Raw genomic sequence first — 21,555 nt, 5'->3', positions numbered from 1 at the left:
CGGGGGATCAGGTCAGTTGGTGGTGACCAGGTCGAACTTCTCCCACTGGCCGATGGAGGTCCGGTTGGCGATCAGCGGGGAGGACCCACCGTTGTCGGCCGCGACGTAGCGGTTGTTCACAGTGGCCCGCAGGCTCACCGTGCCGTCGGAGTTGCGGACGAGCTGGAACGTCTCCCAGGCACCGGCGGTGGCCCGGTTGGCGATCAGCGCGGAAGCGCCCGCGTTCTCGGCCGCGACGAACTGCCCGTTGCCCTTGGCGCGCAGCGCCACGTTGCCGTTGGCGAGGTTGACCAGGTCGAACCGCTCGGTGGTGCCGACCGAAGCCTTGTTGGCGATCAGCGCGGTGGTCGAGTTGGGCGCGCTCACGTACTGGTTGTTCGCGCGGGCCCGCAGGGTCGAGCCGGTGGCGGTGGGCGGCGGGGTGGTCGTACGCGGCGAGCAGTCGGCGGTCACCGAGCCCGCGGCGACCTGGAGGCCGCCGAGCAGCATCCGGGTGAAGTTCGGGTCGGTGTACGACGCCTCGGTGTGCCCGAGGCCCGTGTACCAGGCGCGTCCGCCGCCGTACGCCTTGCACCAGGTGATCGGGTGGTCGCCGTTCATGTTGCCGCCGCTGTAGGACGACTCGTCGAGGCTGGCGAGAACCCGTGCGCTGGAGCGGGGGTTGGTGCGGTAGTTGTACCACTCGTCGGAGCGGACCCAGGTGGTGCCGAGGTGCGCGGTCGACGGGTTGGTCTGGTCCTCGATCTTCACCGTGGCGTTCTGGATCGCCGGGTGCGAGTCGAACCACGCGCCGACCAGCGCGCCGTACCACGGCCAGTTGTATTCGGTGTCGGCGGCGGCGTGCACGCCGACGTACCCGCCACCGGCGGCGATGTACGACTCGAAGGCGGTCTGCTGGCTGGCGTTGAGGACGTCGCCGGTCGTCGACAGGAAGACCACCGCCTGGTACTGGGCCAGGTTGGAGGTGGTGAACTGGGCCGCGTCCTCGGTGGACGTCACGGTGAAGCCGTTGGCGGAGCCGAGCTGCTGGATCGCGGCGATGCCGTTGGGGATCGACGAGTGCCGGAAGCCGGCGGTCTTGCTGAACACCAGGACCTTGGTCAGTGGTGCCGCCGATGCGGGGGTCGGCAGGGCGACCAGGCTGGCCAGCATGACGGCCAGCCCGGTGACGAGTGCCAACAGGCGGGGACGGGAACGCATGATCTTGCTCCTCTGCTGAGCGTCGGCCCAGGCGCGCGTCACGGAGCTGTGGGCTCGCCGGGCCGAGGTTGGCGGTGGTACGGAGCCGGGCCGCCGACGCTCGGCTGAGATGGTTCGGGGTGGTGCCGTACCTGTGGGGATCGTCCTGCGGGGAGCGCGACGCTGCGCCGTGCGGGTTGCCGTGCCGGTGCTCCCCGCCCGCCGAGGGGGGAGCGTCGCTACCGCCAGCGCCAGGAGACGGCTGGCTCAGCAGTGGCGACCAGTAGCGATCGCGTCGCCGAGGTGCCCCACTTACCACAAAGGATGGTCAAGGCGCATCGACTGCTATCGCTGACGCAGTAAACCTCCGATGTCTGCGCGCCGTCAAGACCGTGCCCGTTGGCTACCACTCACTGGGCCCTGGGGGATTCTGCGGGGATCGGAGGGCGGTGCCAGGTGCCGGTGCTGGTCCGGTGGCCTCCGGGGGGCACCGCGGGCGCGGCCGCGACGAGCGCGGTCCGGACGGTTTCCGTCATCGGCTCGCCCGGGTGCTCGATCCAGTGCTGGACGGCGACCCGCAGGATGGTCAGGAAGGTCGCGGCCAGGAGGCGGGAGCGCAGTGCCACGTCGTCGCCGGTCAGCCGGCGGGCGAGTTCCGCGGCCAGCTCGCGCTCGATCGCGGCGTACGCCGCCACCTGGTGTGGGGCCAGGCCGGGGTGCGCGCGTAGCTCCCGGCGTTGGGTCAGCCAGGAGGGCTCAGAACCGCCGAAGACCTCCTCGGTGAGGCGCTCGGCTGCCCGGCTCAGGACGGTCCACGGCGCCTCGTCGACGGGCTGTTCCCGGATCAGCTCCAACAGCCGGTGCAGGCGCATGGTGTCGCCGTGGAAGAGGGCCTGCTCCTTGCTGGAGAAGTAGTTGGAGAAGGTCCGCCGGGAGACGTTGGCGGCGTCGGCGATCGCCTCGACCGTCACCGCGTCGATGCCCTCGTCGGCGGCGAGGCGGAGGGCCGCCTCGTGCAGAGCGAGGCGGGTGGCCGCCTTCTTGCGCTCCCGCAGGCCGGTCGTCTCGTCCATCGCACCGAGGGTACGTGCGGGTGAGGGACTTCTCAATGAGCAAACTTGCGCAGTGGGAAAGATCGGTAGATGCTTGCTTGAGGCAACCAACTGGGTGGGGAGCGGATGTGGAAAGCGATGCCGGTGAGCTCGGCCTTCGCCTGTACGACCTGGTCAGAAGCGTTCGACTGCTGAAACAACGCCGGGCCGACGAGCACCCGGCGATCCCGGCCGGCATGCTCGGCATGCTCGTGCAGATCGAACAGCTCTCCGGCGACTGCCACGCCCGCGACCTGGCCGAGCGCACTCGGCTGGACGCGTCGACCGTCAGCCGCTCCGTCGCGGCGCTCGTCGCGCACGGGCTGGTCGAGCGGCGGCCAGACCCGACCGACAAGCGGGCGACCATCCTGGCGGTCACCCCGGCCGGCCGTGCCGCCCTGGCCGACAGCCACCGCTGGTACGGCGAGGTGCTCGAACGGGCGCTCGCCGACTGGACTCCCGGCGAGGTGGCGGCGCTGAGTGCCGCCCTCGGCCGGTTCACCGGCGACATCGAGATCGCCCTCGGAAACAACGACAACGACAACCTGGAGGCCGCGCGATGAGCGCACCCACCATCACGGCCGGCGCTGAGCCGATGACCCATCGGCGGACCTTGGAAGCGCTCAGTGGCCTGCTGCTGGTGCTGTTTGTCGCGATGCTGAGCAGCACTGTCGTCTCGACCGCGCTACCGAAGATCATCGGAGCCCTGAACGGCTCGCAGAACCAGTACACCTGGGTGGTCACCGCGACCCTGCTCACCGCGACGGCAACCACCCCGATCTGGGGCAAACTGGCCGACCTGTTCAACAAGAAGATCCTCATCCAGGTCGCCATCGTGGTCTTCCTGGTGGGCTCGGTCGTCGCCGGCTTCTCGCAGAGCGCCGGCCAGCTCATCGCCGCCCGCGCGTTCCAGGGCATCGGGGTCGGCGGTCTGCAGGCGCTCGTCCAGGTGGCGATCGCGGCCATGATCCCGCCGCGCGAGCGCGGCCGCTACAACGGCTACCTCGGTGGTGTCATGGCCGTCGCGACGGTCGGCGGCCCACTGCTCGGCGGCCTCATCGTCGACACGTCCTGGCTCGGCTGGCGCTGGTGCTTCTTCGTCGGCGTGCCGGTGGCCGCGATCGCGCTGATCCTGCTCCAGGCCACCCTGCACCTGCCGACCGCACGGCGTGAGAATGTCAAGATCGACTACCTGGGTGCCGGCCTCATCGCCGCTGGCGTCAGCGTGCTGCTGATCTGGATCTCCTTCGTCGACGGCTCGTTCGCCTGGGCCTCCTGGCAGACCGCGGCCATGGTGGGCGGTTCGCTCATCCTGCTCGCCCTGGCGGTCTGGGTCGAGTCGCGCGCGGCCGAGCCGGTCGTCCCGCTCGGTATCGTGCGCCAGCACACCACCGCGCTGGCCATCCTCGGCAGCCTCGCGGTCGGCATGGCCATGTTCGGCGGTGCCGTCTTCCTCGGTCAGTACTTCCAGATCGGCCGCGGCTACAGCCCGACCGAGGCAGGCCTGCTCACCATCCCGATGATGGCGGGAGTCCTCGGCTCTTCCATCGTCGCGGGCCGGCTGATCACCAAGAGCGGAAAGATCAAGCCGTACATCGTCGCGGGTTCGGTCCTGCTCGTCGCCGGGTTCGCGCTGCTCGGCACCATCGACCACGAGACGTCGCTCGTCCTGGTCGGCGCCGCCATGTTCACCGTCGGCGTCGGCGTCGGCATGACCATGCAGAACCTCGTCCTCGCCGTTCAGAACACGGTCTCGCTCAAGGACATTGGCGCGGCCAGCTCCAGCGTCGCGTTCTTCCGGTCGCTCGGGGGCACCATCGGCGTCTCCGTGCTCGGCGCCGTCCTCGCACGCCGGGTCGGTGACCAGATCACCCACGACCTCACCGCCGCCGGGATCCCCGCCTCCGGCGGCTCGGGCAGCAGCAACCTCAACATCACCGCCCTGCCCGAGCAGGTCCAGGAGATCGTCCGGGCGGCGTACGGCGACGCCACCGGACACATCTTCCTCATCTCCGCCGCCATCGGGGTCGTCGGCATCATCGCCGCGCTCCTGCTCAAGCCGATCACCCTGCGGACCAGCCTCGACCTGCCGGACGCCGCCACGTCGGCGGCCGTCGCCGCCGACGCGGTCGACGGCGCTCCCGCCTTCGACCAGGTGCGCGTCGACACCACGCAGGACGGACCGACCCGGTCACGCTGACGTCGGGCCATCCGACCCGGGGCCGCCGCCGTCCTCCGACGGCGGCGGCCCCGGTCTGTTCAGCCAGGGCCGGTACGAGCGAACGTCACCGAATCGAGGGGTCTGTGGATACCGCGGAGCTGCCAGCGGCACCCGCCCGGCGAGCCGTAGCACTGCGCCGGGCCATGCGTGAGCTGGGGCTCGTCGCCACCCTGTTCCTCGTCTACAAGGCGGCGCGGGTGGCGGGGGCCGACCGGGCGTCGACAGCGGTGGGAAACGGGGAATGGATCTGGCGGGTGGAGCGTCTGTTCCACCTGCCCGACGAGGCCGCCTTCCAACGTCCCGTGCTCTCCCACGAGCTGTTGGTGCACCTGGCCAACGGCTACTACGCGTACGTGCACTTCCCCGCCACGATCAGCTGTCTGATCTGGCTGTACGTGCGACACCCCGTGCGCTATCTCTGGACGCGTCGCATGCTCGCCGGGCTCACCGCGGCCGCACTGGCGCTGCACTTCCTGGTTCCGCTGGCGCCGCCGCGACTGACCGCCCTGACCGGCATGGTGGACACCGGTAGCCGTTACGGGCCCGCCGTCTACGGCCCGCCCGACACGGACGCGTTGAGCAACCAGTACGCCGCCATGCCCTCCCTGCACGTCGGCTGGGCGCTCGCCGTCGCCGTCGCGCTCATCGCCGTGAACGGCGGGCGCCTGCGGTGGCTGTGGCTGGCGCATCCGCTCGTCACCCTGCTGGTTGTCGTGACCACGGGCAACCACTACTGGCTCGACGGCATCGTCGCGGCGGTGCTGCTCGCCGTCGTCTCCGTCGGGCTGCCGAGGCCCGCACAGCCGACCAGCCCACCCACCCGCGGGCGCGGCGCCCGGACCGGATGGCCCCGCCAGCGCCTACGGGCTCCGCACGCACCGTCTGGTCACCCACCCGCGCGAGCCGACGCCGGTGACGTCGTGAGAACGAGCGGCGCCGAACGGGCTTGTCAACCGGTCGGCTCCGGTTCTCCTGCCTGCCAGTTCAGCTCGGCCGTTCGGTCCAGACGTGACCGGGGCCGTCAGCGACCGAGGACGAGGTAGGCGAGGCCGAGGACACCTCGGTAACCGCCCACGTACTCGCGCAACCGGTCGTCGAGTTCCGCGCGGACGTCGGCCGCACGAGGATCCTCCGGGTACGCCAGCAGCCACTCCTGCCGGCCGGCCAGCCAGCTGGATTCGAAGTCGTCCCATTCCCGCTGGTCGGCGGTGCTCAGGTGCAGCAGCCGCCAGCCGCGTTCGCGGGCGGCCTCGACCAGCCCGGGGAGGGTCGCGACATCCGGGCCGAAGACCTCGGCGATCTCCGCCGTGGGGGGCCGTTCCCAGTAGGCGTCGCCGAACAGCAGTCGCCCACCGGGTCGTACCACGGCGGCGAGGGCGTCGAGGGCCGCCGCGGTGTCGCCGAAGGCGTGTGCCGAACCGATGCAGAGGACCCGGTCGGCCGGCTCCTGCCAGGCGGCCGCTTCCCCCGTCACGAACGCGACGTGCCGGTTCAGCGACCGATCCGCGGCGAGTCGCCGCCCTCGGGCGAGAACGGCGTCGTCGGTGTCGACGCCGACGCCCCGGGTCGCGACCGGGCCGGACACACCGCCGGCGGCGACCGCCCGCAGCAGCAGCTCACCCCAGCCGCAGCCGAGGTCGAGCACGCGTGAGCCGGGGCGGACGTCGAGCCGTTGCAGCAGCAGCGCGGCGTGCTCCGGTGAGAGCGGAGTGTTCCAGCGCATCCGGGCGTAGCGGCTGGCGGCGAGGTGGTCGTCGGACTGCATCGGGTCACTGTGTCAGAGCGTGCGCCGGTGCCGGCGCCGGGCGTACGGCAGGATCGGTGCCGTGGACGCGGAGCGTGCGGGGCCGCCGCGACGGCCGACCCGGCAGGAGGTGGCGGATGCCGCCGGCCGAGGTCTGCCGGACGTGATCGGCCCCGGGCTGCGCGTGCTGTTCTGCGGTTACAACCCGGGCCTCTACTCGGCCGCCGTGGGGCAGCCGTTCGCCCGCCGGGGCAGCCGCTTCTGGCCGGCCCTGCACGGGGCTGGCTTCACCGACCGCCAGCTGCGCTCCTGGGAGAGCGACGAGCTGCTGCGGCAGGGCCTGGGCATCACCAGCCTGAGCAACCGGGCCACCGCCCGCGCCGCCGAGCTGACGTCGGAGGAGCTGGTGGCCGGGGTCACCGGGTTGGCGATGAAGGCCGAGCGCTACCGGCCGCGGTGGGTGGCGATCCTCGGGGTGACCGCGTACCGGGTCGCCTTCGCCCGACCGACGGCCGTCCTGGGTCCGCGACCGGAGCCGCTCGGGCCGGCCCGGGTCTGGGTGCTGCCGAACCCCAGCGGCCTGAACGCGCACTTTCCCCTGCCGGCGCTGACCGCCGAGTTCGCCAGGCTGCGGCGGGAGCTGGACCCTTAGCCGGCCGTCGCGGCGGCCAGCCCCTGGTAGTACTGCTGCATCGCCGGGTGGTAGTCGTCGAACCGCGGGCGGGGCGAGCCGTCGCGGGAGGCGACCAGCAGGTCCAGGTAGTACTCCCAACCGGCGCCCACCTCGGCGATGCCCGCCACGCTGCTCAGGTGCTGCACGAATCGCAGCTCGGTGGTGCCGTCGGTCTCGGTCAGCGACAGCTCCAGCAGCCAGTTGCCGTGTTCGTCGATCATCGACACGGCGAGGCGCAGTGGCGGTTCACACACGTCGATGCGTACCGCACACCAGGGCTGCTGCTCCTCGTACGCCATCTGGACCTGGATGGTCCGTCCGGGCCCGGCCTCGCCCTCCCACGGGCCGAACCAGCGGGCGGTGCGCTCCGACTCGGTCAGGCTGGCCCAGACGTCCTCCACTGGGGCGCGGAAGGTCCGGGTGAGGACGAGATCGTGCCCCGTGGCGGTGCGAAACAGGCGTCCTGCGGGTGTGCGGGTCATGCCGTGTGCTCCCTTCGGTGCTCCGCCGGGCCACGGCTGCGGCGCTCTCGGCGGGTGCGATAGACCTCGGTCTCCAGCGCGTCGAGGTGCCGCTCCCAGCGGTCGACGGTGGCGAGCCCGGTGAGCCAGTCGAGCAGCGGGGCGAGCGGGCCGGGGTCGAGCCGGTAGATCCGCTGCCGTCCGACCAGCTCGTCACGGACCAGCCCGCTCTCCCGCAGCAACCGTAGGTGGCGGCTGACGGCGGGTCGGCTGATCGTGAACCGCGCGGCGATGACGCCGGCGGAGAGGGGCTCGTCGCGCAACATGCTCAGGATGCGCCGGCGTACCGGGTCGGCGATCGCGACGGCCACCTCATCCACCCCGAAAGAGTAACCTACAGGTTACGGGTTTGCTCGTTGTGGACCTCGACACGGCAGACGCTGCGTCGATGGTGGGCACATGATCACCTGGCCTGGCACTCTGTACGGCATGGCCGCCCTGCTTCGCTCCCGCCTGACCGACTGGACCTTCGCCGTACCCGTGCTCGCTCTGCTGGTGTTAGTCGCCACCTGGGGGCGGGACCTGCCCGGCCTGCTCATCGTGGTGGTCGCGGTGCTGCTGGGCGGTGCCGTGCTCGCGGCCGTGCACCACGCGGAGGTGGTCGCCCACCGGGTGGGGGAGCCGTACGGGTCACTGGTGCTCGCGGTCGCGGTCACCGTGATCGAGGTCGCCCTCATCGTCACGCTGATGATCAGCGGGCCGGAGAAGACCCAGTCGCTCGCCCGGGACACCGTCTTCGCCGCCGTCATGATCACCTGCAACGGGATCCTCGGCCTGTCCCTGTTGCTCGGGGCGCTGCGCCGCCGCGTCGCAGTGTTCAACCCGGAGGGCACCGGCGGGGCCCTGGCCACCGTGATCACCCTGGCCACCCTGAGCCTGGTCATTCCGACCTTCACCACGGCCCGGCCCGGCCCGGAGTTCAGCCCGGCCCAGCTCGCGTTCGCCGCCGTCGCCTCGCTGGCCCTCTACGGGCTGTTCGTCCTCGTGCAGACCGGTCGGCACCGCGACTACTTCCTGCCGGTCGACAGCAAGGGCAAGGTGATCGACGCGGAGGAGCACGCCAAGCCGCCGAGCACCCGGGCGGCCCTGATGAGTCTGGGACTGCTGCTGGTGGCACTGATCGCGGTGGTCGGCGACGCCAAGACCGTCTCCCCGACCATCGAGGCCGGCGTCGCCGCGGCGAACCTGCCGCACGCGTTCGTCGGTGTGATCATCGCCCTGCTGGTGTTGCTGCCGGAGACCCTGGCTGCAGCCCGCGCCGCCCGCCGCGACCGTGTGCAGATCAGCCTGAACCTCGCGCTCGGCTCGGCGATGGCCAGCATCGGCCTGACCATCCCGGTCATAGCGGTCGCCTCGATCTGGCTGGAAGGCCCGCTGCTGCTCGGCCTCGGCGGCACCCAACTCGCCCTGCTCGCGCTCACCGCGGTGACCGCCGTCCTCACCGTGGTGCCCGGCCGGGCCAACGTGTTGCAGGGCGGCGTACACCTGGTGCTGCTGGCGGCCTTCGTCTTCCTGGCCGCCAGCCCGTGACGTCTCCTGGCAGCCCCTGACGCTTCCTGGCCGCCAGCCTGTGCCCCGGCACGGCCCGCTGGTTCAGTCGGTGGGGGGCGGGTCGCCCGCGAGACGGTCCGCGCGGGCGTTCAGGTAGCGCTGCTGTGCCAGGTTCGTCGAGCGCGCCGCCGCCATCCGGTACGCCTCGCGCGCCGCGACCCGCTCACCCTCCCGCTCCCACAGGTGGGCACGGGCGGCCGGCAGTCGAGGGTCGTCGGCGAGTCGACTGTCGTCGGCCAGGTCGGCGAGCAGCGCCAACCCGGCCGGAGCGCCCCGGCTCATCGCCACCGCCACCGCGTGGTTGAGCGCCACCACCGGGTTGTCGGACATCCCGAGGAGCACCTCGTACAGGGCGGTGATCTGCGCCCAGTCGGTGGCCGCCGCGCTGGGCGCCTCGTCGTGCACCGCCGCGATGGCCGCCTGGAGCTGGTACGCCCCGACGACCCCGCGCGGCAGCGCACCGGTGATCAGCTCGACTCCTTCGGCGATCTGGTCGGCCCGCCACCGCGTGCGGTCCTGCTCGGCCATCGGCACCAGCTCGCCGTGCGCGCCGATCCGCGCCGGAGCGCGGGCGTCGGTGAGCAGCATCAACGCGAGCAGCCCGGTGACCTCGGGATCGTCGGGCAGCAGCCGGTGCACCAGGCGGGCCAAGCGGATCGCCTCGGCGGTCAGGTCGGCCCGCAGCAACCCGGGCCCGGCGGTACGGGCGTACCCCTCCGTGAAGACCAGGTAGAGCACGTGCAGCACGGCGGCGAGCCGGTCGGCGCGCTCCGGGCCGGTGGGCGGCGCGAACCGCAGTCCACTGTCGCGGATGCGCTGCTTGCCCCGGCTGATCCGCCGGGTCATCGTGGCCTCCGGCACCAGGAACGCCCGCGCCACCTCGGCGGTGCTCAACCCGCCCAGCGCACGCAGCGTGAGCGCGATCTGTGAGGCCGGCGAGAGCGCCGGATGGCAGCACAGGAACAGCAGGATGAGCGTGTCGTCGGCGTCCGCCGCCTCATGGTCGGCGGCGGGCGCGTGCCGCTGCTCGGGCAGCGTCCACCGCGCCACGGTGTCCTCCCGCCGCATCCGGGCCTGCTCGCGCCGCAGCAGGTCGGTCAGCCGGCGGGACGCCACGGTGATCAGCCATCCCCGGGGGTTGTCCGGTACGCCGTCGCGCGGCCACCCGTCGGCCGCGGCGATCAACGCCTCCTGCACCGCGTCCTCCGCGGTGTCGAAGTGCCCGAAGCGGCGGACCAGCGCGCCGAGGACCTGCGGCGCCAGTTCGCGCAGCAGGTCCTCGGTCGGGGTTTCCGGCACGTGTCAGCCGGCCAGGTCCTCGACGCCGTCGAGCACCGGTCGCACGTCCACGTACCCGCCGGGGGCGTCCGGGTCGACGAGGCCGGCGGCGATCTCGGTGGCCCGATCGAAGCTGGCGCACTCCACGATGGTGTAACCGGCGAGGACCTCCTGCGTCTCCGGGTACGGGCCGTCGGTGACCACCGGCGCTCCCTCGCGTACCTGCACCCGGCGGGCGTGTACCGGCTCGCTCAGGCCCCGGGCGTCGACCAGTTCCCCGGACTCGGCCAGCGCCTGGTGGAAGGTCTCCATGTGGTGGTGCATCGCCGCGATCTGCTCGGCCGACATCGCCGGCCGGTCGGAAGCCCGACCGGACAGCACGTCATAGTCCTGCTGCGACCCGTAGAGCAGAATCATGTACTTCACAGTGGCCCTCCTGTCTCCGGTGCCGCCCCGGCACCGTCCACCGGAAACGTCGAACCCAACCCCCGCTCCCGGACACTCCCACCCCACCCGATCTGGTGATCAAGAAGTTTGCGTCACGACACGCCGGGCGGGCTGACGCCAACCTCTTGATCACCAGTGAGCGAGGGGATGGTGGGTGGGGATTAGGTTGGTGGAATGACGGTGGTGTGGGTGGTGGTGGGGGCGTTTGTGTTGGTGGTGGGGGCGGCTTGGGCGGCGGTCGTTCGGCGGGGGCGGGTGGACTCCGCGGACGATCCGGCGGCGGGGCGGGAGGCCCGGGGTCGGCAGCACCGGTACGAGGCCGAACGGCACGGTGACCAGGGTGGCACCTGGCAGCGCGGGCGGGAGTCGAGCGGCTGACCGATCCACCTGACCGTCCGCCACGGCGACGCTCGGCGTGAACCGTCTGGGCGCGGCTTGCGTGAATCCGGTGGTGGGCGTGACGGCCGTATCGTCGGGGTACATCGCAGCCCGAGCACCGATGTCTGGGGAGGCACAGTGGCGGCACGGTTCGGACGCGACGCGCGGGGCCCGTTGGCGGGCCTGCTGATCGCCGCACTGGTCTCACTCGCCTGCGCCGGCGGTGGGCTGGTCGAGCCGGAGGCCGAGCGCCCCGGAGCGAACCCGCCGGCCGCCTCCCCGGGCCCGAGCACCACCCGGGCCGACAGCACCACCAGCATCGCCGAGTTCGAACAGGACGTCGCCGACGCGCAGGCGGTCGCCGAGCGGTACTGGGCGGCCCAGTTCAAGGAATCGGGGCAGCAGTTCCGACCGATCCGGCAGATCATTCCGTACCAGCGCGACGGCGAGGTGTCCTGCGGTGGGCAGCGGCTGCCCCGCAACAACGCGGTCTACTGCTCGCGGGGCGACTTCATCGCCTACGACGTCGCCTGGTCCGTGGCGGCGTTCCGCCAGGTCGGCGACGCGTTCGTCTTCTACCTGCTCGGGCACGAGTACGCGCACGCCATCCAGGTGCGGCTCGGCATCAACTACAGCTTCACCATCCAGCAGGAACTGCAGGCCGACTGCATGGCCGGGGCGTACCTCGGCGACTCGGTGCGCTCGGGCGCCCTGACCCTCGCCGAGGGCGACCTGGACGAGTTCCGGGAGGGGGTGGCGGCGGTCGGCGACGACCCGGACCAGCCGTGGTTCGCCGAAGGCGCGCACGGCACCGCCGAGCAACGCACCGACATGTTCTTCCGCGGCTACGAGGGTTCCCTGAAGGAGTGCGACCTGGGCTGAGTGGGTTGCCCGGGTCACTCCGACGCCCGTTGCCGCCACCGCAAACGCGCGGTGCTGGCAGGATCGCCGGTGTCGCCCACGACCCTGGAGGCTCCGCTGAGCAGCACCTACCCCGCCGCCGTGCTCTTCGACATGGACGGCACGCTGGTCGACAGCGAGAAGCTGTGGGACGTCGCGTTGCAGGAACTCGCGAAGGAGTACGGCGGGGAGCTCTCCGTCGACGCCCGCCAGTCGATCGTCGGCACCGCCATGGCCGAGTCGATGCGCATCCTGCACGACGACCTGGGGCAGCCCGAACGGGATCCGGAGATCAGCGCGGCGTGGATCAACGCCCGGATCCTGGAGCTGTTCCGCACCGGCCTGCCCTGGCAACCCGGCGCGTTCGAGCTGGTGCACGCGGTCCGCGCGGCGGGAATCCCCACCGCGCTGGTCACCTCCAGCCCCCGGGCGCTGGTCGAGATCGCCCTGGACACCCTCGGCCGGGACAACTTCGACACGGTGGTCGCCGGCGACGAGGTGGTGGCCGCCAAACCGCACCCCGAGCCCTACCTGACCGCCGCCCGGCTGCTGGGTGTGCCGATCGGGCGGTGCGTGGCGATCGAGGACTCACCGACCGGGGTGGCCAGCGCGGTCGCCGCCGGCGCGGCGGTGCTGGCCGTACCGGCGGAGGTGGCGTTGCCGAGCACTGTCGGCGTACGCCAGGTGGAGAGCCTGACCGGCGTGGACCTGGCGTTTCTCGCGGACCTGCTGGCCGACCGGGCCGCAGCCTGACGCACGAAGGGGCCCCCGCGGTGCGGGAGCCCCTTCGATTGCGGCGTCAGTCGTGGGCGATGGCGCCCAGCACGTTGATCCGAGCCGCCCGAACGGCCGGGAGCACCGCGGCCACCACGCCGATGACGGCGGCGAGACCGAGGAACACTCCCATCTGCCCCCAGGGCAGGATCAGGTCGGTGATGCCCTCGTCCTTGAGCGCCTCGACCACCGCGGCGCCGAGACCGGTGCCCACCACCACGCCGAGCAGCGCGCCGAACACCGAGATCACCACCGCCTCCACGGTGATCATCCCCATGGTCTGGGACCGGCGCAGGCCGATCGCCCGCAGCAGACCCAACTCGCGGGTCCGCTCCAGCACCGACAGGGCCAGGGTGTTGATGATGCCCAGCACGGCGATCACGATGGCCAGCGCGAGCAGGATCTGGATCATCGTGAGCAACCCGTCGAGCGAACTCGTCTGCTGCTTGATGAACGCGTCCCGGTCGGCCACCGACACCTCGGGGCTGTCCGCGAGCAACGCCTCGACCTGCGGTTGAACGTCGGAGACCCGGGTGCCCGGTGCCAGCTGGATGAAGCCCTGGATGGGCTGCGGGATGGCGAAGTTCTTCGCCGCCGCCGGAGGCAGCGTCACCGGGTTGGTCAGCTGCGACGACTCGTAGATGCCGCTGACCGTGTAGGTGCGGGCCTCGCCCCGGGTCAGCTGCACCGTCACCGTCGAGCCGACCGACCAGCCACGGGAGGTGGCCGTGTCCGAGCTGGCCAACATCTGCGTCGGCCCGATCCGGTCGATGTCACCGGCGGTCGGCTTCGCCCCGAAGATCTGCCGCAGCGACGCCGGGTCGCTGCTCGCCGCCACCCAGGTGCTCTCGCCGTCGATCTTCGCCATGTCGCCGTACTCGCCGTCGACCAGCTGCACACCGGGCAGGGCCTTGGCCTGGTCCAGCACCCCCGGGTCGAACGACGGCGGACGCGGACCGCCCTGCACGCCGGCGATCACCAGCTCGGCCTTGATGGTGTCCTGGGCGAGCGCGCTGATGCTGCCCTTGGCCGAGTCGAGGATGACAGTGACGCCGGTGACCAGCGCGATGCCGACCATCAGCGCGGCGGCGGTGATCGCCGTGCGGCGCGGGTTGCGCCCGGAGTTGAGCCGGCCCAGCTTGCCCGGCACCGACCAGGAGAAGATCGCGCCCAGCAGGCTCACCACCGGCCGGCTGATCAGCGGGGTCAGCAACGCCACCCCGATGAAGGCGAACAGCACCCCACCGAGGATGGTGGACAGCGTCTGACCGCCGGCGTTGCCGCTGAGCCCGAGGAACAGCAGCACCGCGCCGACGCCGGTGACCAGCGATCCGGCCACGGTGACCTTGGTCAACGGCCGGTCCGGGGTGGCCACGTCCTGCATGGCCGCGATCGGCGGGATCCGCGACGCCCGCAGCGCCGGCAGCAGCGCCGCCACCACGGTGATCACCAGACCGACGGCGAACGCACCGATCACCGCCGCCGCCGGCACGCCGATCCCGGCCAGGGTCAGCCCACCGGCGAACTTGCCGAACAGGAACGCCAGCAGCGCGCCCACCCCGATACCGGCCGCCAGGCCGAGCACCGACGCGATCAACCCCACCGCGATGGCCTCCAGCACCACCGAACCGATGATCTGCCGCCCGCTGGCCCCGATGGCGCGCATCAGCGCCAACTCCCGGGTCCGCTGCGCCACGATGATCGAGAACGTGTTGAGGATCAGGAAGGTGCCCACCAGCAGCGCCACCGCCGCGAAACCGAGCAGGATCTTGTTGAAGAAGGACAGGCCCTCCTTCAGGCCACCCGCGGCGTCCGCGGCCAACTGCTCGCCGGTCTTCACCTCGAAGTCCGCGCCGAGGGCACCGCTCACGTCGTCGCGCAGCGTCTCGTCGGAGACCCCGCCGGCAGCGCGTACGGTGATGTTGCTGAACACATCGGGCTCGCCGAGCATCAGCCGCTGCGCCACCGGAGTGGTGAAGAAGACCTCGTTGGCACCACCGATCGAGTCCCGGTCACCGCTGTAACCGACGACACCGACCAGGGTGAAGTCCCGCTTCTTCGACTCGAACGCGGTGAGCACGCCGACCTTCTGGCCGACCTGCACCTTCGCGGCCGTGGCCAACGCCTTGTTGATGACGATCTCGTCCTCGGCCTGCGGCGCGCGCCCCTCACGCAGCCGCAGCAGCTCGCCCTCGCCGGTCCAGTTCTCGCCCAACTGCGGCGGACCGAACGAGGTCACCACCTTGCCGTTGCTGCCGATGATCCGGGCGCCGTCGGCGGCGACGACACCGGTAGCCGACGCCACCCCCGGCACCTGCGTGACCCGGTCCACCACGGCGGCGGGCAGCGCGGCGGCCGTCTGCTCACCCTCCATCTCGTTGACCTGCACCTTCGGCTTCGCCGCGACGTTCACGTCGACGTCCGAGTAGGCGTCGGCGAAGATCGAGTCGAAGGAGCGACCCAGCGTGTCGGTGAGGACGAACGCGCCGGAGACGAACATCACCCCGAGCACCACCGCCAGGCCGGACAGGATCAGCCGGACCTTGCGGGCCAGCAGACTCTTCAGCGTCGCGCGGAACATCAGTTGCCCACCTCGGCCGGAGTGTCCAGCTTCTTCATGGTGTCCAGCACCGTCTCGGCGGTCGGCTCGATCAGCTCCGAGACGATCTCACCGTCGGCGAGGAAGACCACCCGGTCGGCGTACGCGGCGGCCGTCGGGTCGTGGGTGACCATCACGATGGTCTGGCCGTGCTCGCGCACCGAGTTACGCAGGAAGTTGAGCACCTCCGCGCCGGAGCGTGAGTCCAGGTTGCCGGTCGGCTCGTCCGCGAAGATCACCTCGGGGCGGGAGACCAGCGCCCGCGCGCACGCCACCCGCTGCTGCTGCCCACCGGAGAGCTGCGCCGGCCGGTGGTCCAGTCGATCCTTCAGTCCCACCGTCTCGATCACCGTGTCGTACCAGGCCGGGTCCGGCTTACGCCCGGCGATCGACAGTGGCAGCAGGATGTTCTCCTTGGCGGTCAGCGTCGGCAGCAGGTTGAACTGCTGGAAGATGAAGCCCACCTTGTCGCGGCGCAGCTTCGTCAGCCCCGCGTCGCCCAGCCCGGTGACAGTCGTCTCACCGATCGACACCGTCCCCCGGGTCACCGAGTCCAGACCGGCCAGGCAGTGCATCAGCGTCGACTTGCCGGAACCCGACGGGCCCATGATCGCGGTGAAGCGGCCACGTTCGAACTCGGCGCTGACCCCCCGCAGCGCGATGACCTGAGCCTCGCCGCTGCCGTACACCTTCCACACGTCGTTCGCCCGGGCCGCGGCCTGCGCCTGCTGGCCTACCGTCGCGGTCACGTCATCTACCTCTTCCGTCTGTCCGAAAACGCACGCCGCCCCCCGATGGTCCGGCGCGACCGTTCAATCATCGGTGCTTTCCTCGCCCGTCCCGTCCGACCCTGGGGGGACCCGGTGCGGATTTCCCGCTGCGGGTGCACCCCCATGTCGGATCAGGGTTGCCCCTGACATGACGACCGACAGACCGTTTTTCCCCACCCCCCCGGGCGGGCGGCAGCACCAACACTTCCGCCTGACGCCACAGGAGGGTCAACCGAACCGGGCCGTCTCCGGTCACGGTAGGTGACGGCGGCAACGCCAGCCGTCCCCCCACGGAGGGATCTTCGAGTACGCCAGGTGAGGTAGCCGGGCCGGTGCGGGCTACGCCCGGGGGCGGACCAGCCCCGACTCGTACGCCAGCACGACCGCCTGCACCCGGTCGCGCAGCCGCAGCTTGGTCAGCACGTGCCCGACGTGGGTCTTTATGGTGGTCTCGCTCACCGACAGGACCCTCGCGATCTCGGCGTTGGACAACCCCCGGGCGACCTGCACGAGCACCTCACGCTCCCGGTCGGTGAGCGCGTCGAGCGCCGCCGACGGCGTCACCGCCGGGTCGGGCAGCAGCTCCGCGAAGCGGTCCAGCAGTCGCCGCAGAATCCGAGGCGCCACCACCGCGTCGCCCCCGGCGACGGTGCGGATCGCCGCGATCAGGTCCTCGGCCGGCACGTCCTTGGCCAGGAACCCGCTGGCACCGGCCCGCAACGCGCCCACCACGTACTCGTCCAGGTCGAAGGTCGTCAGCACCAGCACCCGTACCGGTAGTCGGGCGTCGACGATCGCCCGGGTCGCCGCCACCCCGTCCATCCGGGGCATCCGGATGTCCATCAGCACGACGTCCGGCAGCAGCCGGCGGGACAACTCCACCGCCTCCACCCCGTCACCGGCCTCGGCCACCACGTCCAGGTCGCTCTCGGCGCCCAGCACCATCCGGAACCCGGTCCGCAGCAGCGGCTGGTCGTCGGCGAGCAGGATCCGCACCGGCCGCGCCGAGGGTGCCCGATCGCTCATCTCGTCTCCCGTCCCGCCGGCCTCGTGGCGCGCACCGGTCATCCTCGCCCACCGGAACCGGTGCGTCGCGGATCACCGTAGAGGCCGGCCGGTCGCCCTGTCCCGACCGATGCGGCGCCGTTGCGGTCGGTTCACCGGCGTCGGGCGCACCCCGGGGGTCGACCGGCGACGCCGCGCCGGGGCAGGCGCGTCGGTCAGCGGGCGCTCACTCGTCGGCGCCCGGCGCCACCGGGGTGGACCGGGAGTCGCGCAGCGGGTCGGCGCTCGCGGCGGCGACCGGGAACGGCGGCGGGGTGCCGCCGAAGCTGGGACACAGCGCCTGGTGGCTGCACCAGTCGCAGAGCCGGCTCGGCCGGGGCCGGAAGTCCTGCCGGGCGGTGGCCTGCTCGATCGCCCGCCACAGCGCCACCACCGTGCGTTCGAAGCGGACCAGCTCGTCGGCGTCCGGGGTGTAGTCCAACACCTCGGCGTCGCGCAGGTAGAGCAGGCGCAGCACCCGCGGCACCACCCCCCGGGTGCGCCACAGCACCAGGGCGTAGAACTTCAGCTGGAACAGCGCCCGCGCCTCGAACGCCTCCCGTGGAGCGCCACCGGTCTTGTAGTCGACCACCCGCAGCGCGCCGTCCGGGGCGACGTCGAGCCGGTCGAGGTAGCCCCGGATCAGCAGCTCCTCGTCGACCACCGCGGAGATCAGGCTCTCGCGTTCGGCCGGCTCCAACCGGGTCGGGTCCTCCACCGCGAAGTAACCCTGCAACAGCCCGGCCGCGGAGCGGAGGAACTCCACCGGGCCGGCCGGCTCCGCGTCGTCGAAGATCCCGGCCAGCTCCGGCTGCTCGGTGACCAGTCGGTCCCACTGGGGGGCCACCAGGTCACCGGCCGCCTCCGGCGTGCGGCCGGTGGCGGGCAGGTCGAACAGACGCTCCAGCACCGCGTGCACCAGCGTGCCCCGGGCCTGCTCGATGGTGGTGCGCTCGGGCAGCCGGTCGATGCTGCGGAACCGGTAGAGCAGCGGGCAGGTCTTGAAATCCGCCGCCCGCGACGGCGACAGCGAGGCCCGCACCGTCGGCGGCGCCTGCGCCGCGGGGGAGGGCTGGGGGGTGGTGACCGATTCCGCCGTCATGTCGGCAAAGGTTAGGGCACCGGTGTGACACCGACCGCCGCCCGCCCCGCACAGCGGCGGTCCGTAGCATCGTGGCGATGGAGCAGACAACCCGGCCGCCGCGCCGACCGGACCGGCGTCTCGGCCTGAACGTCGGACGGGTGTTCGGGGTGCCGTTGCACCTCAACGGCTCGATGGTCCTGCTCGCGGTGCTCATCGCGGTGCTGTACGGCGAGTTCGCCCGCCGGCAACTGGGCCTGCCGCAGCTCAGCGGCTACCTGATCGGCTTCGGGTTCGTCGTGTCGCTGCTCGGTTCGGTGCTGCTGCACGAGCTGGGCCACGCCCTCACCGCCCGCCGGTACGGCATCGGTGTGCGCGGGATCACCCTGGAGCTGCTCGGCGGCTACACCGAGATGGACCGGGACGCCCCGTCGCCCCGCGTCGACCTGCTGGTCTCGCTGGCCGGCCCGGCCGTCTCCGCAGTGCTCGGCGTCCTGGCGGTCGCCGCCACCCTCGCCCTGCCCGAGGGGACAGTGGCCCACCAGCTCGCCTTCCAGCTCGCGGTCAGCAACGTCATCGTGGCGCTGTTCAACAGCCTGCCCGGGCTGCCGCTCGACGGCGGCCGGGCGCTGCGCGCCGCCGTGTGGATGCTGACCCGCGACCGGCACCTCGGCACCGAGGTCGCCGGGTGGGCCGGCCGGATCGTCGCCGTCGGCACCGCGGCCCTGGTGCTGCTGCTCACCGTCGAGCGGCGGCTGGCGCCGCTGGCGCTGCCGCTGATGCTGCTGGTCGCCGTCACCCTCTGGCGCGGCGCCGGGCAGTCGATCCGGGCCGCCCGGGTCAGCCGCCGGTTCCCGCTGATCGACCTCGCCCGGCTGGCCCGCCCGGTCTGGCCGGTGGCCACCGGCACACCGCTGGCCGAGGCCGAGCGCAGGCGCGCCGAGAGCGGGCAGCCGAACGCCGCGCTGCTGGTCACCGACTCGACCGGTCGACCGGTGGCGCTGGTCGACCCGACCGCCGCACACGCGGTGCCGGTCGAGCGCCGACCGTGGCTGGCGGTGGACGCCGTCGCCCGGTCGCTGGGCACACTTCCCACGTTGTCGCTCGGGTGGGACGGCGAGCGGGTGATGGAGGCCGTACAGACCCACCCGGGCGCGCAGTACGTGGTGACCTCAGGCGAAGATGTCGTCGGCATTCTGCACATCGGGGACCTGGCACAGCTCCTCGAACCCAACCGGAAGATGACACCGTGACCGCAACTCCCTCCACCGTCGCCGCCGACGCCGCCACCCCGGCGCTGACACCCGTGCACCGCGGGCCGTTCCGGCCCGGCGACCGGGTCCAGCTGACCGACCCCAAGGGGCGGATGCACACCGTGACGCTGGAGCCCGGCAAGGAGTTCCACACCCACCGCGGCATCCTGGCGCACGACGCGCTGATCGGGCTCCCCGACGGCAGCGTGGTGACCACCTCCGGTGGCGGCACCGCGTTCCTGGCCCTGCGGCCGCTCCTGTCGGACTACGTGCTGTCCATGCCGCGCGGCGCCCAGGTGATCTACCCGAAGGACTCGGCGCAGATCGTCGCGATGGGTGACATCTTCCCCGGTGCGAAGGTGCTGGAGGCCGGCGCCGGCTCCGGCGCGCTGAGCTGCTCCCTGCTGCGCGCCGTCGGCACCGAGGGCGAGCTGCACTCGTTCGAGCTGCGCGACGACTTCGCCCAGATCGCCAAGCGCAACGTCGAGGCGTTCTTCAACGGGCCGCACCCCTCGTGGAACCTGCACGTCGGCGACGTCGCGCAGTGCCAGGAGACCGGCTTCGACCGGATCATCCTGGACATGCTGACCCCCTGGGAGACCCTCGACATGGTCGAGCGGGCGCTGGTGCCCGGCGGGGTGTTCATCGGCTACGTCGCCACCACACCGCAGCTCTCCGAGCTGGTGGAGGCGTTGCGCGAGCGCGGCGGCTGGACCGAGCCACGGGCCTGGGAGTCCCTGGTGCGCGACTGGCACGCCGAGGGCCTCGCCGTCCGCCCCGACCACCGGATGATCGCGCACACCGCCTTCCTGGTGTCCGCGCGCAAGCTGGCCCCGGGGGTCACCGCGCCGCCGCGTCGCCGCAAACCCAGCAAGGGCACCGAGGCGTACGCGCAGCGCCGCCAGGACCTGCGCGAGGCGGAGGCGGCCCGACAGGCCGCCGCCGCCCAGGCCGCGGGCGCTCAGGCCAACGGTACGGGGGAGATGGACAGGCCGTGACCATCGAGCGGGGTGTCGGCAGCGCCGAGCAGGGGGAGACGCTGGCATGAGCCGACCGGGCTACGGCGGTGGAGACCTCCCCGCGGTCTTTCCCGACTGGTCGCCCTACCAGGACCTGGAGTCCGCGGCGCGGGCCTACCTGCGGGACCCGGACGTCGCCCTGGAGGCGCTCGGTGGCGTGCTGCGCGGCGCGTCGGTGCTCGGCTTCACCCTGGAACGCTTCGTCAACGAGGTCAACGGGGTGTGGCAGGAGGTCGTCGTCTGTGACGGCAGCCGGCTCATCCTCTGGCACGGCGAGGACGTGCCGCCGGAGGAGGGCCCACCCGGCTCGATGACCTCGTCGCTGCGGGTGGTGCCGGTCTCCACCGTCACCGAGGTGGGCTGCCGGCGACGGCTCAGCCGCTCCGACAGCGGCGAGATCCGGGTCGACAGCATCGACGTCTACCTGCTGCTCACCTCGTTGGACGAGGCGCCGCCGAGCGAGGAGATGGCCGGCACACCCCGGCACGACGCGCTGCGGTTCGGTAAGACCCTCGACGACGGCGGGGCCGGGCAGATCGCCCGGTTGGAGGAGTTCGCGCGGTTGGTCGCCTCGGTGGTCGGCCGGCCGATGCTCTGAGGCGTACCCCTTCTGGACCCGGCCGGGCCGCGCGGCCCGGCCGGTGGGTCAGTCGTCCTCGGCCTCCGGGCCGGCGACCTCGACGCCGTCGCCGCGCACCACGTGGATGCAGTCGCCCGGACACTCCTTCGCCGAGTCGATCACCTCGAGTCGCAGGTGCGCGGGAACGTCGACCCGGCTGCCCGGCGCCATCCGCAGCTCACCGTCGACGCCCTTGACGTAGGCCAGGCCGTCGATGTCGAACTCGAAAACCTCCGGCGCGTACTGCACGCAGAGCCCGTCGCCGGTGCAGAGATCCTGGTCAACCCAGACCTGCAACTCGTCGGTCGCGACCTCGGCCACCGGTGCACCCCCCATGTTCTCCCGTCCCACGCTCCGACGGTACCCGAACGCCGGTAACGGCCCGCCAGGCCACCCTTGGCGATCAAGGTTCG

23 protein-coding genes are annotated in these 21,555 nt (G+C 72.0%); 11 read left to right on the top strand and 12 right to left on the bottom strand.

Translation table 11 applies throughout. From position 1 onward, the window contains the following. Window positions 1–12: 12 nt before the first annotated feature. Window positions 13–1,152, bottom strand: a complete 1,140-nt coding sequence (locus ACX27O_RS11140) for a ThuA domain-containing protein (protein WP_425339850.1) — start codon at window positions 1,150–1,152, stop codon at window positions 13–15. A gap of 437 nt (window positions 1,153–1,589) precedes the next feature. Beyond that, window positions 1,590–2,252 carry a TetR/AcrR family transcriptional regulator gene (locus ACX27O_RS11135; protein ID WP_081883856.1) on the bottom strand — a complete coding sequence of 221 codons (663 nt, stop codon included), beginning with the start codon at window positions 2,250–2,252 and terminating at the stop codon, window positions 1,590–1,592. A gap of 107 nt (window positions 2,253–2,359) precedes the next feature. Here ACX27O_RS11135 and ACX27O_RS11130 point away from each other — a divergent pair, with 107 nt between their 5' ends. The 3 genes from ACX27O_RS11130 to ACX27O_RS11120 all read left to right on the top strand — a co-directional run bounded on the left by ACX27O_RS11130 (window position 2,360) and on the right by ACX27O_RS11120 (window position 5,534). Beyond that, window positions 2,360–2,833: a MarR family winged helix-turn-helix transcriptional regulator gene (locus tag ACX27O_RS11130; protein WP_307857840.1), complete on the top strand. Its 474-nt coding sequence runs from the start codon at window positions 2,360–2,362 to the stop codon at window positions 2,831–2,833. Next, window positions 2,830–4,470: an MDR family MFS transporter gene (locus ACX27O_RS11125; protein WP_030332850.1), complete on the top strand. Its 1,641-nt coding sequence runs from the start codon at window positions 2,830–2,832 to the stop codon at window positions 4,468–4,470. The genes ACX27O_RS11130 and ACX27O_RS11125 overlap by 4 nt, the downstream gene beginning before the upstream one ends. Window positions 4,471–4,574: 104 nt before the next feature. Next, window positions 4,575–5,534 (top strand): phosphatase PAP2 family protein, encoded by a 960-nt coding sequence (locus ACX27O_RS11120; RefSeq protein ID WP_458939372.1) that lies wholly within the window; start codon window positions 4,575–4,577, stop codon window positions 5,532–5,534. Here ACX27O_RS11120 and ACX27O_RS11115 read toward each other — a convergent pair. After that, on the bottom strand, window positions 5,513–6,256 hold the full coding sequence (locus tag ACX27O_RS11115; RefSeq protein ID WP_210859148.1) for an SAM-dependent methyltransferase: 744 nt from the start codon (window positions 6,254–6,256) through the stop codon (window positions 5,513–5,515). The two genes, ACX27O_RS11120 and ACX27O_RS11115, sit on opposite strands and share 22 nt — an antisense overlap. Window positions 6,257–6,317: 61 nt before the next feature. Between ACX27O_RS11115 and mug the strand changes: the two genes are divergently transcribed. Then, complete coding sequence (gene mug / locus ACX27O_RS11110) at window positions 6,318–6,887, top strand: G/U mismatch-specific DNA glycosylase (protein ID WP_030332853.1); 570 nt, start codon at window positions 6,318–6,320, stop codon at window positions 6,885–6,887. Here mug and ACX27O_RS11105 read toward each other — a convergent pair. Together ACX27O_RS11105 and ACX27O_RS11100 are read right to left on the bottom strand one after the other, a co-directional pair. Further along, the gene (locus ACX27O_RS11105) at window positions 6,884–7,390 is read right to left on the bottom strand and encodes an SRPBCC family protein (RefSeq protein WP_210865929.1); all 507 of its coding nucleotides are present in this window, start codon (window positions 7,388–7,390) and stop codon (window positions 6,884–6,886) included. The two genes, mug and ACX27O_RS11105, sit on opposite strands and share 4 nt — an antisense overlap. Then, window positions 7,387–7,749, bottom strand: a complete 363-nt coding sequence (locus ACX27O_RS11100) for an ArsR/SmtB family transcription factor (RefSeq protein ID WP_030332856.1) — start codon at window positions 7,747–7,749, stop codon at window positions 7,387–7,389. Before ACX27O_RS11100 ends, ACX27O_RS11105 begins: the two co-directional genes overlap by 4 nt. A gap of 109 nt (window positions 7,750–7,858) precedes the next feature. Here ACX27O_RS11100 and ACX27O_RS11095 point away from each other — a divergent pair, with 109 nt between their 5' ends. Next, window positions 7,859–8,959, top strand: coding sequence for a calcium:cation antiporter (locus ACX27O_RS11095; RefSeq protein ID WP_030332858.1), 1,101 nt, complete (start codon window positions 7,859–7,861; stop codon window positions 8,957–8,959). Between the two features lie 63 nt (window positions 8,960–9,022). Here ACX27O_RS11095 and ACX27O_RS11090 read toward each other — a convergent pair whose 3' ends face one another. Then, a complete protein-coding gene (locus ACX27O_RS11090; RefSeq protein ID WP_210859144.1) occupies window positions 9,023–10,279 on the bottom strand; it encodes an RNA polymerase sigma factor in 1,257 nt (418 codons plus the stop codon). Between the two features lie 3 nt (window positions 10,280–10,282). Further along, entirely contained in the window at window positions 10,283–10,675 is a 393-nt protein-coding gene (locus ACX27O_RS11085) for a YciI family protein (RefSeq protein ID WP_245233651.1), read from the bottom strand. Window positions 10,676–10,879: 204 nt separating this feature from the next. Here ACX27O_RS11085 and ACX27O_RS11080 point away from each other — a divergent pair, with 204 nt between their 5' ends. The 3 genes from ACX27O_RS11080 to ACX27O_RS11070 all read left to right on the top strand — a co-directional run bounded on the left by ACX27O_RS11080 (window position 10,880) and on the right by ACX27O_RS11070 (window position 12,736). After that, entirely contained in the window at window positions 10,880–11,083 is a 204-nt protein-coding gene (locus ACX27O_RS11080) for a hypothetical protein (protein WP_358135899.1), read from the top strand. Between the two features lie 138 nt (window positions 11,084–11,221). Further along, a complete protein-coding gene (locus ACX27O_RS11075; protein ID WP_030332866.1) occupies window positions 11,222–11,965 on the top strand; it encodes a neutral zinc metallopeptidase in 744 nt (247 codons plus the stop codon). Window positions 11,966–12,085: 120 nt separating this feature from the next. Beyond that, entirely contained in the window at window positions 12,086–12,736 is a 651-nt protein-coding gene (locus ACX27O_RS11070; RefSeq protein WP_030332868.1) for an HAD family hydrolase, read from the top strand. A 46-nt stretch (window positions 12,737–12,782) separates the two neighbouring features. Here the strand turns inward: ACX27O_RS11070 and ACX27O_RS11065 are convergent, their stop codons facing one another. From ACX27O_RS11065 to ACX27O_RS11050, 4 genes are all read right to left on the bottom strand, one after another. Further along, window positions 12,783–15,338, bottom strand: coding sequence for an ABC transporter permease (locus ACX27O_RS11065; RefSeq protein ID WP_030332870.1), 2,556 nt, complete (start codon window positions 15,336–15,338; stop codon window positions 12,783–12,785). Next, window positions 15,338–16,105 carry an ABC transporter ATP-binding protein gene (locus ACX27O_RS11060; RefSeq protein ID WP_030332873.1) on the bottom strand — a complete coding sequence of 256 codons (768 nt, stop codon included), beginning with the start codon at window positions 16,103–16,105 and terminating at the stop codon, window positions 15,338–15,340. The genes ACX27O_RS11065 and ACX27O_RS11060 overlap by 1 nt, the downstream gene beginning before the upstream one ends. Window positions 16,106–16,465: 360 nt before the next feature. After that, a complete protein-coding gene (locus ACX27O_RS11055) occupies window positions 16,466–17,152 on the bottom strand; it encodes a response regulator (protein WP_030332874.1) in 687 nt (228 codons plus the stop codon). A 205-nt stretch (window positions 17,153–17,357) separates the two neighbouring features. Further along, on the bottom strand, window positions 17,358–18,272 hold the full coding sequence (locus tag ACX27O_RS11050; RefSeq protein WP_030332877.1) for a RecB family exonuclease: 915 nt from the start codon (window positions 18,270–18,272) through the stop codon (window positions 17,358–17,360). Window positions 18,273–18,412: 140 nt separating this feature from the next. Here ACX27O_RS11050 and ACX27O_RS11045 point away from each other — a divergent pair, with 140 nt between their 5' ends. From ACX27O_RS11045 to ACX27O_RS11035, 3 genes are read left to right on the top strand one after another with little or no spacing between them, the layout of a single operon-like run. Beyond that, the gene (locus ACX27O_RS11045; protein ID WP_036411658.1) at window positions 18,413–19,504 is read left to right on the top strand and encodes a site-2 protease family protein; all 1,092 of its coding nucleotides are present in this window, start codon (window positions 18,413–18,415) and stop codon (window positions 19,502–19,504) included. After that, the gene (locus tag ACX27O_RS11040; RefSeq protein WP_030332881.1) at window positions 19,501–20,502 is read left to right on the top strand and encodes a tRNA (adenine-N1)-methyltransferase; all 1,002 of its coding nucleotides are present in this window, start codon (window positions 19,501–19,503) and stop codon (window positions 20,500–20,502) included. The genes ACX27O_RS11045 and ACX27O_RS11040 overlap by 4 nt, the downstream gene beginning before the upstream one ends. Before the next feature lie 46 nt (window positions 20,503–20,548). Next, on the top strand, window positions 20,549–21,121 hold the full coding sequence (locus ACX27O_RS11035) for a hypothetical protein (protein ID WP_458939371.1): 573 nt from the start codon (window positions 20,549–20,551) through the stop codon (window positions 21,119–21,121). A 48-nt stretch (window positions 21,122–21,169) separates the two neighbouring features. Here the strand turns inward: ACX27O_RS11035 and ACX27O_RS11030 are convergent, their stop codons facing one another. After that, on the bottom strand, window positions 21,170–21,463 hold the full coding sequence (locus tag ACX27O_RS11030) for a ferredoxin (RefSeq protein ID WP_030332886.1): 294 nt from the start codon (window positions 21,461–21,463) through the stop codon (window positions 21,170–21,172). Window positions 21,464–21,555: the final 92 nt, after the last annotated feature.

It is taken from the genome of Micromonospora sp. SD19 (assembly GCF_054462275.1).
The sequence above is the reverse complement of the archived record's forward strand: the minus strand, read 5'-3'. Positions and strand labels throughout refer to the sequence as shown.

What these genes read in the sequence shown, in the direction of transcription:
- ACX27O_RS11095 (WP_030332858.1), top strand. Translation starts at nt 7,859, where the DNA reads ATGGCCGCCCTGCTTCGCTCCCGCCTGACCGACTGGACCTTCGCCGTA.
- ACX27O_RS11080 (WP_358135899.1), top strand. Translation starts at nt 10,880, where the DNA reads ATGACGGTGGTGTGGGTGGTGGTGGGGGCGTTTGTGTTGGTGGTGGGG.
- ACX27O_RS11055 (WP_030332874.1), bottom strand. Translation starts at nt 17,152, where the DNA reads ATGAGCGATCGGGCACCCTCGGCGCGGCCGGTGCGGATCCTGCTCGCC.
- ACX27O_RS11140 (WP_425339850.1), bottom strand. Translation starts at nt 1,152, where the DNA reads ATGCTGGCCAGCCTGGTCGCCCTGCCGACCCCCGCATCGGCGGCACCA.
- ACX27O_RS11125 (WP_030332850.1), top strand. Translation starts at nt 2,830, where the DNA reads ATGAGCGCACCCACCATCACGGCCGGCGCTGAGCCGATGACCCATCGG.
- ACX27O_RS11085 (WP_245233651.1), bottom strand. Translation starts at nt 10,675, where the DNA reads ATGATTCTGCTCTACGGGTCGCAGCAGGACTATGACGTGCTGTCCGGT.
- ACX27O_RS11050 (WP_030332877.1), bottom strand. Translation starts at nt 18,272, where the DNA reads ATGACGGCGGAATCGGTCACCACCCCCCAGCCCTCCCCCGCGGCGCAG.
- ACX27O_RS11065 (WP_030332870.1), bottom strand. Translation starts at nt 15,338, where the DNA reads ATGTTCCGCGCGACGCTGAAGAGTCTGCTGGCCCGCAAGGTCCGGCTG.
- ACX27O_RS11135 (WP_081883856.1), bottom strand. Translation starts at nt 2,252, where the DNA reads ATGGACGAGACGACCGGCCTGCGGGAGCGCAAGAAGGCGGCCACCCGC.
- ACX27O_RS11035 (WP_458939371.1), top strand. Translation starts at nt 20,549, where the DNA reads ATGAGCCGACCGGGCTACGGCGGTGGAGACCTCCCCGCGGTCTTTCCC.
- ACX27O_RS11115 (WP_210859148.1), bottom strand. Translation starts at nt 6,256, where the DNA reads ATGCAGTCCGACGACCACCTCGCCGCCAGCCGCTACGCCCGGATGCGC.
- ACX27O_RS11105 (WP_210865929.1), bottom strand. Translation starts at nt 7,390, where the DNA reads ATGACCCGCACACCCGCAGGACGCCTGTTTCGCACCGCCACGGGGCAC.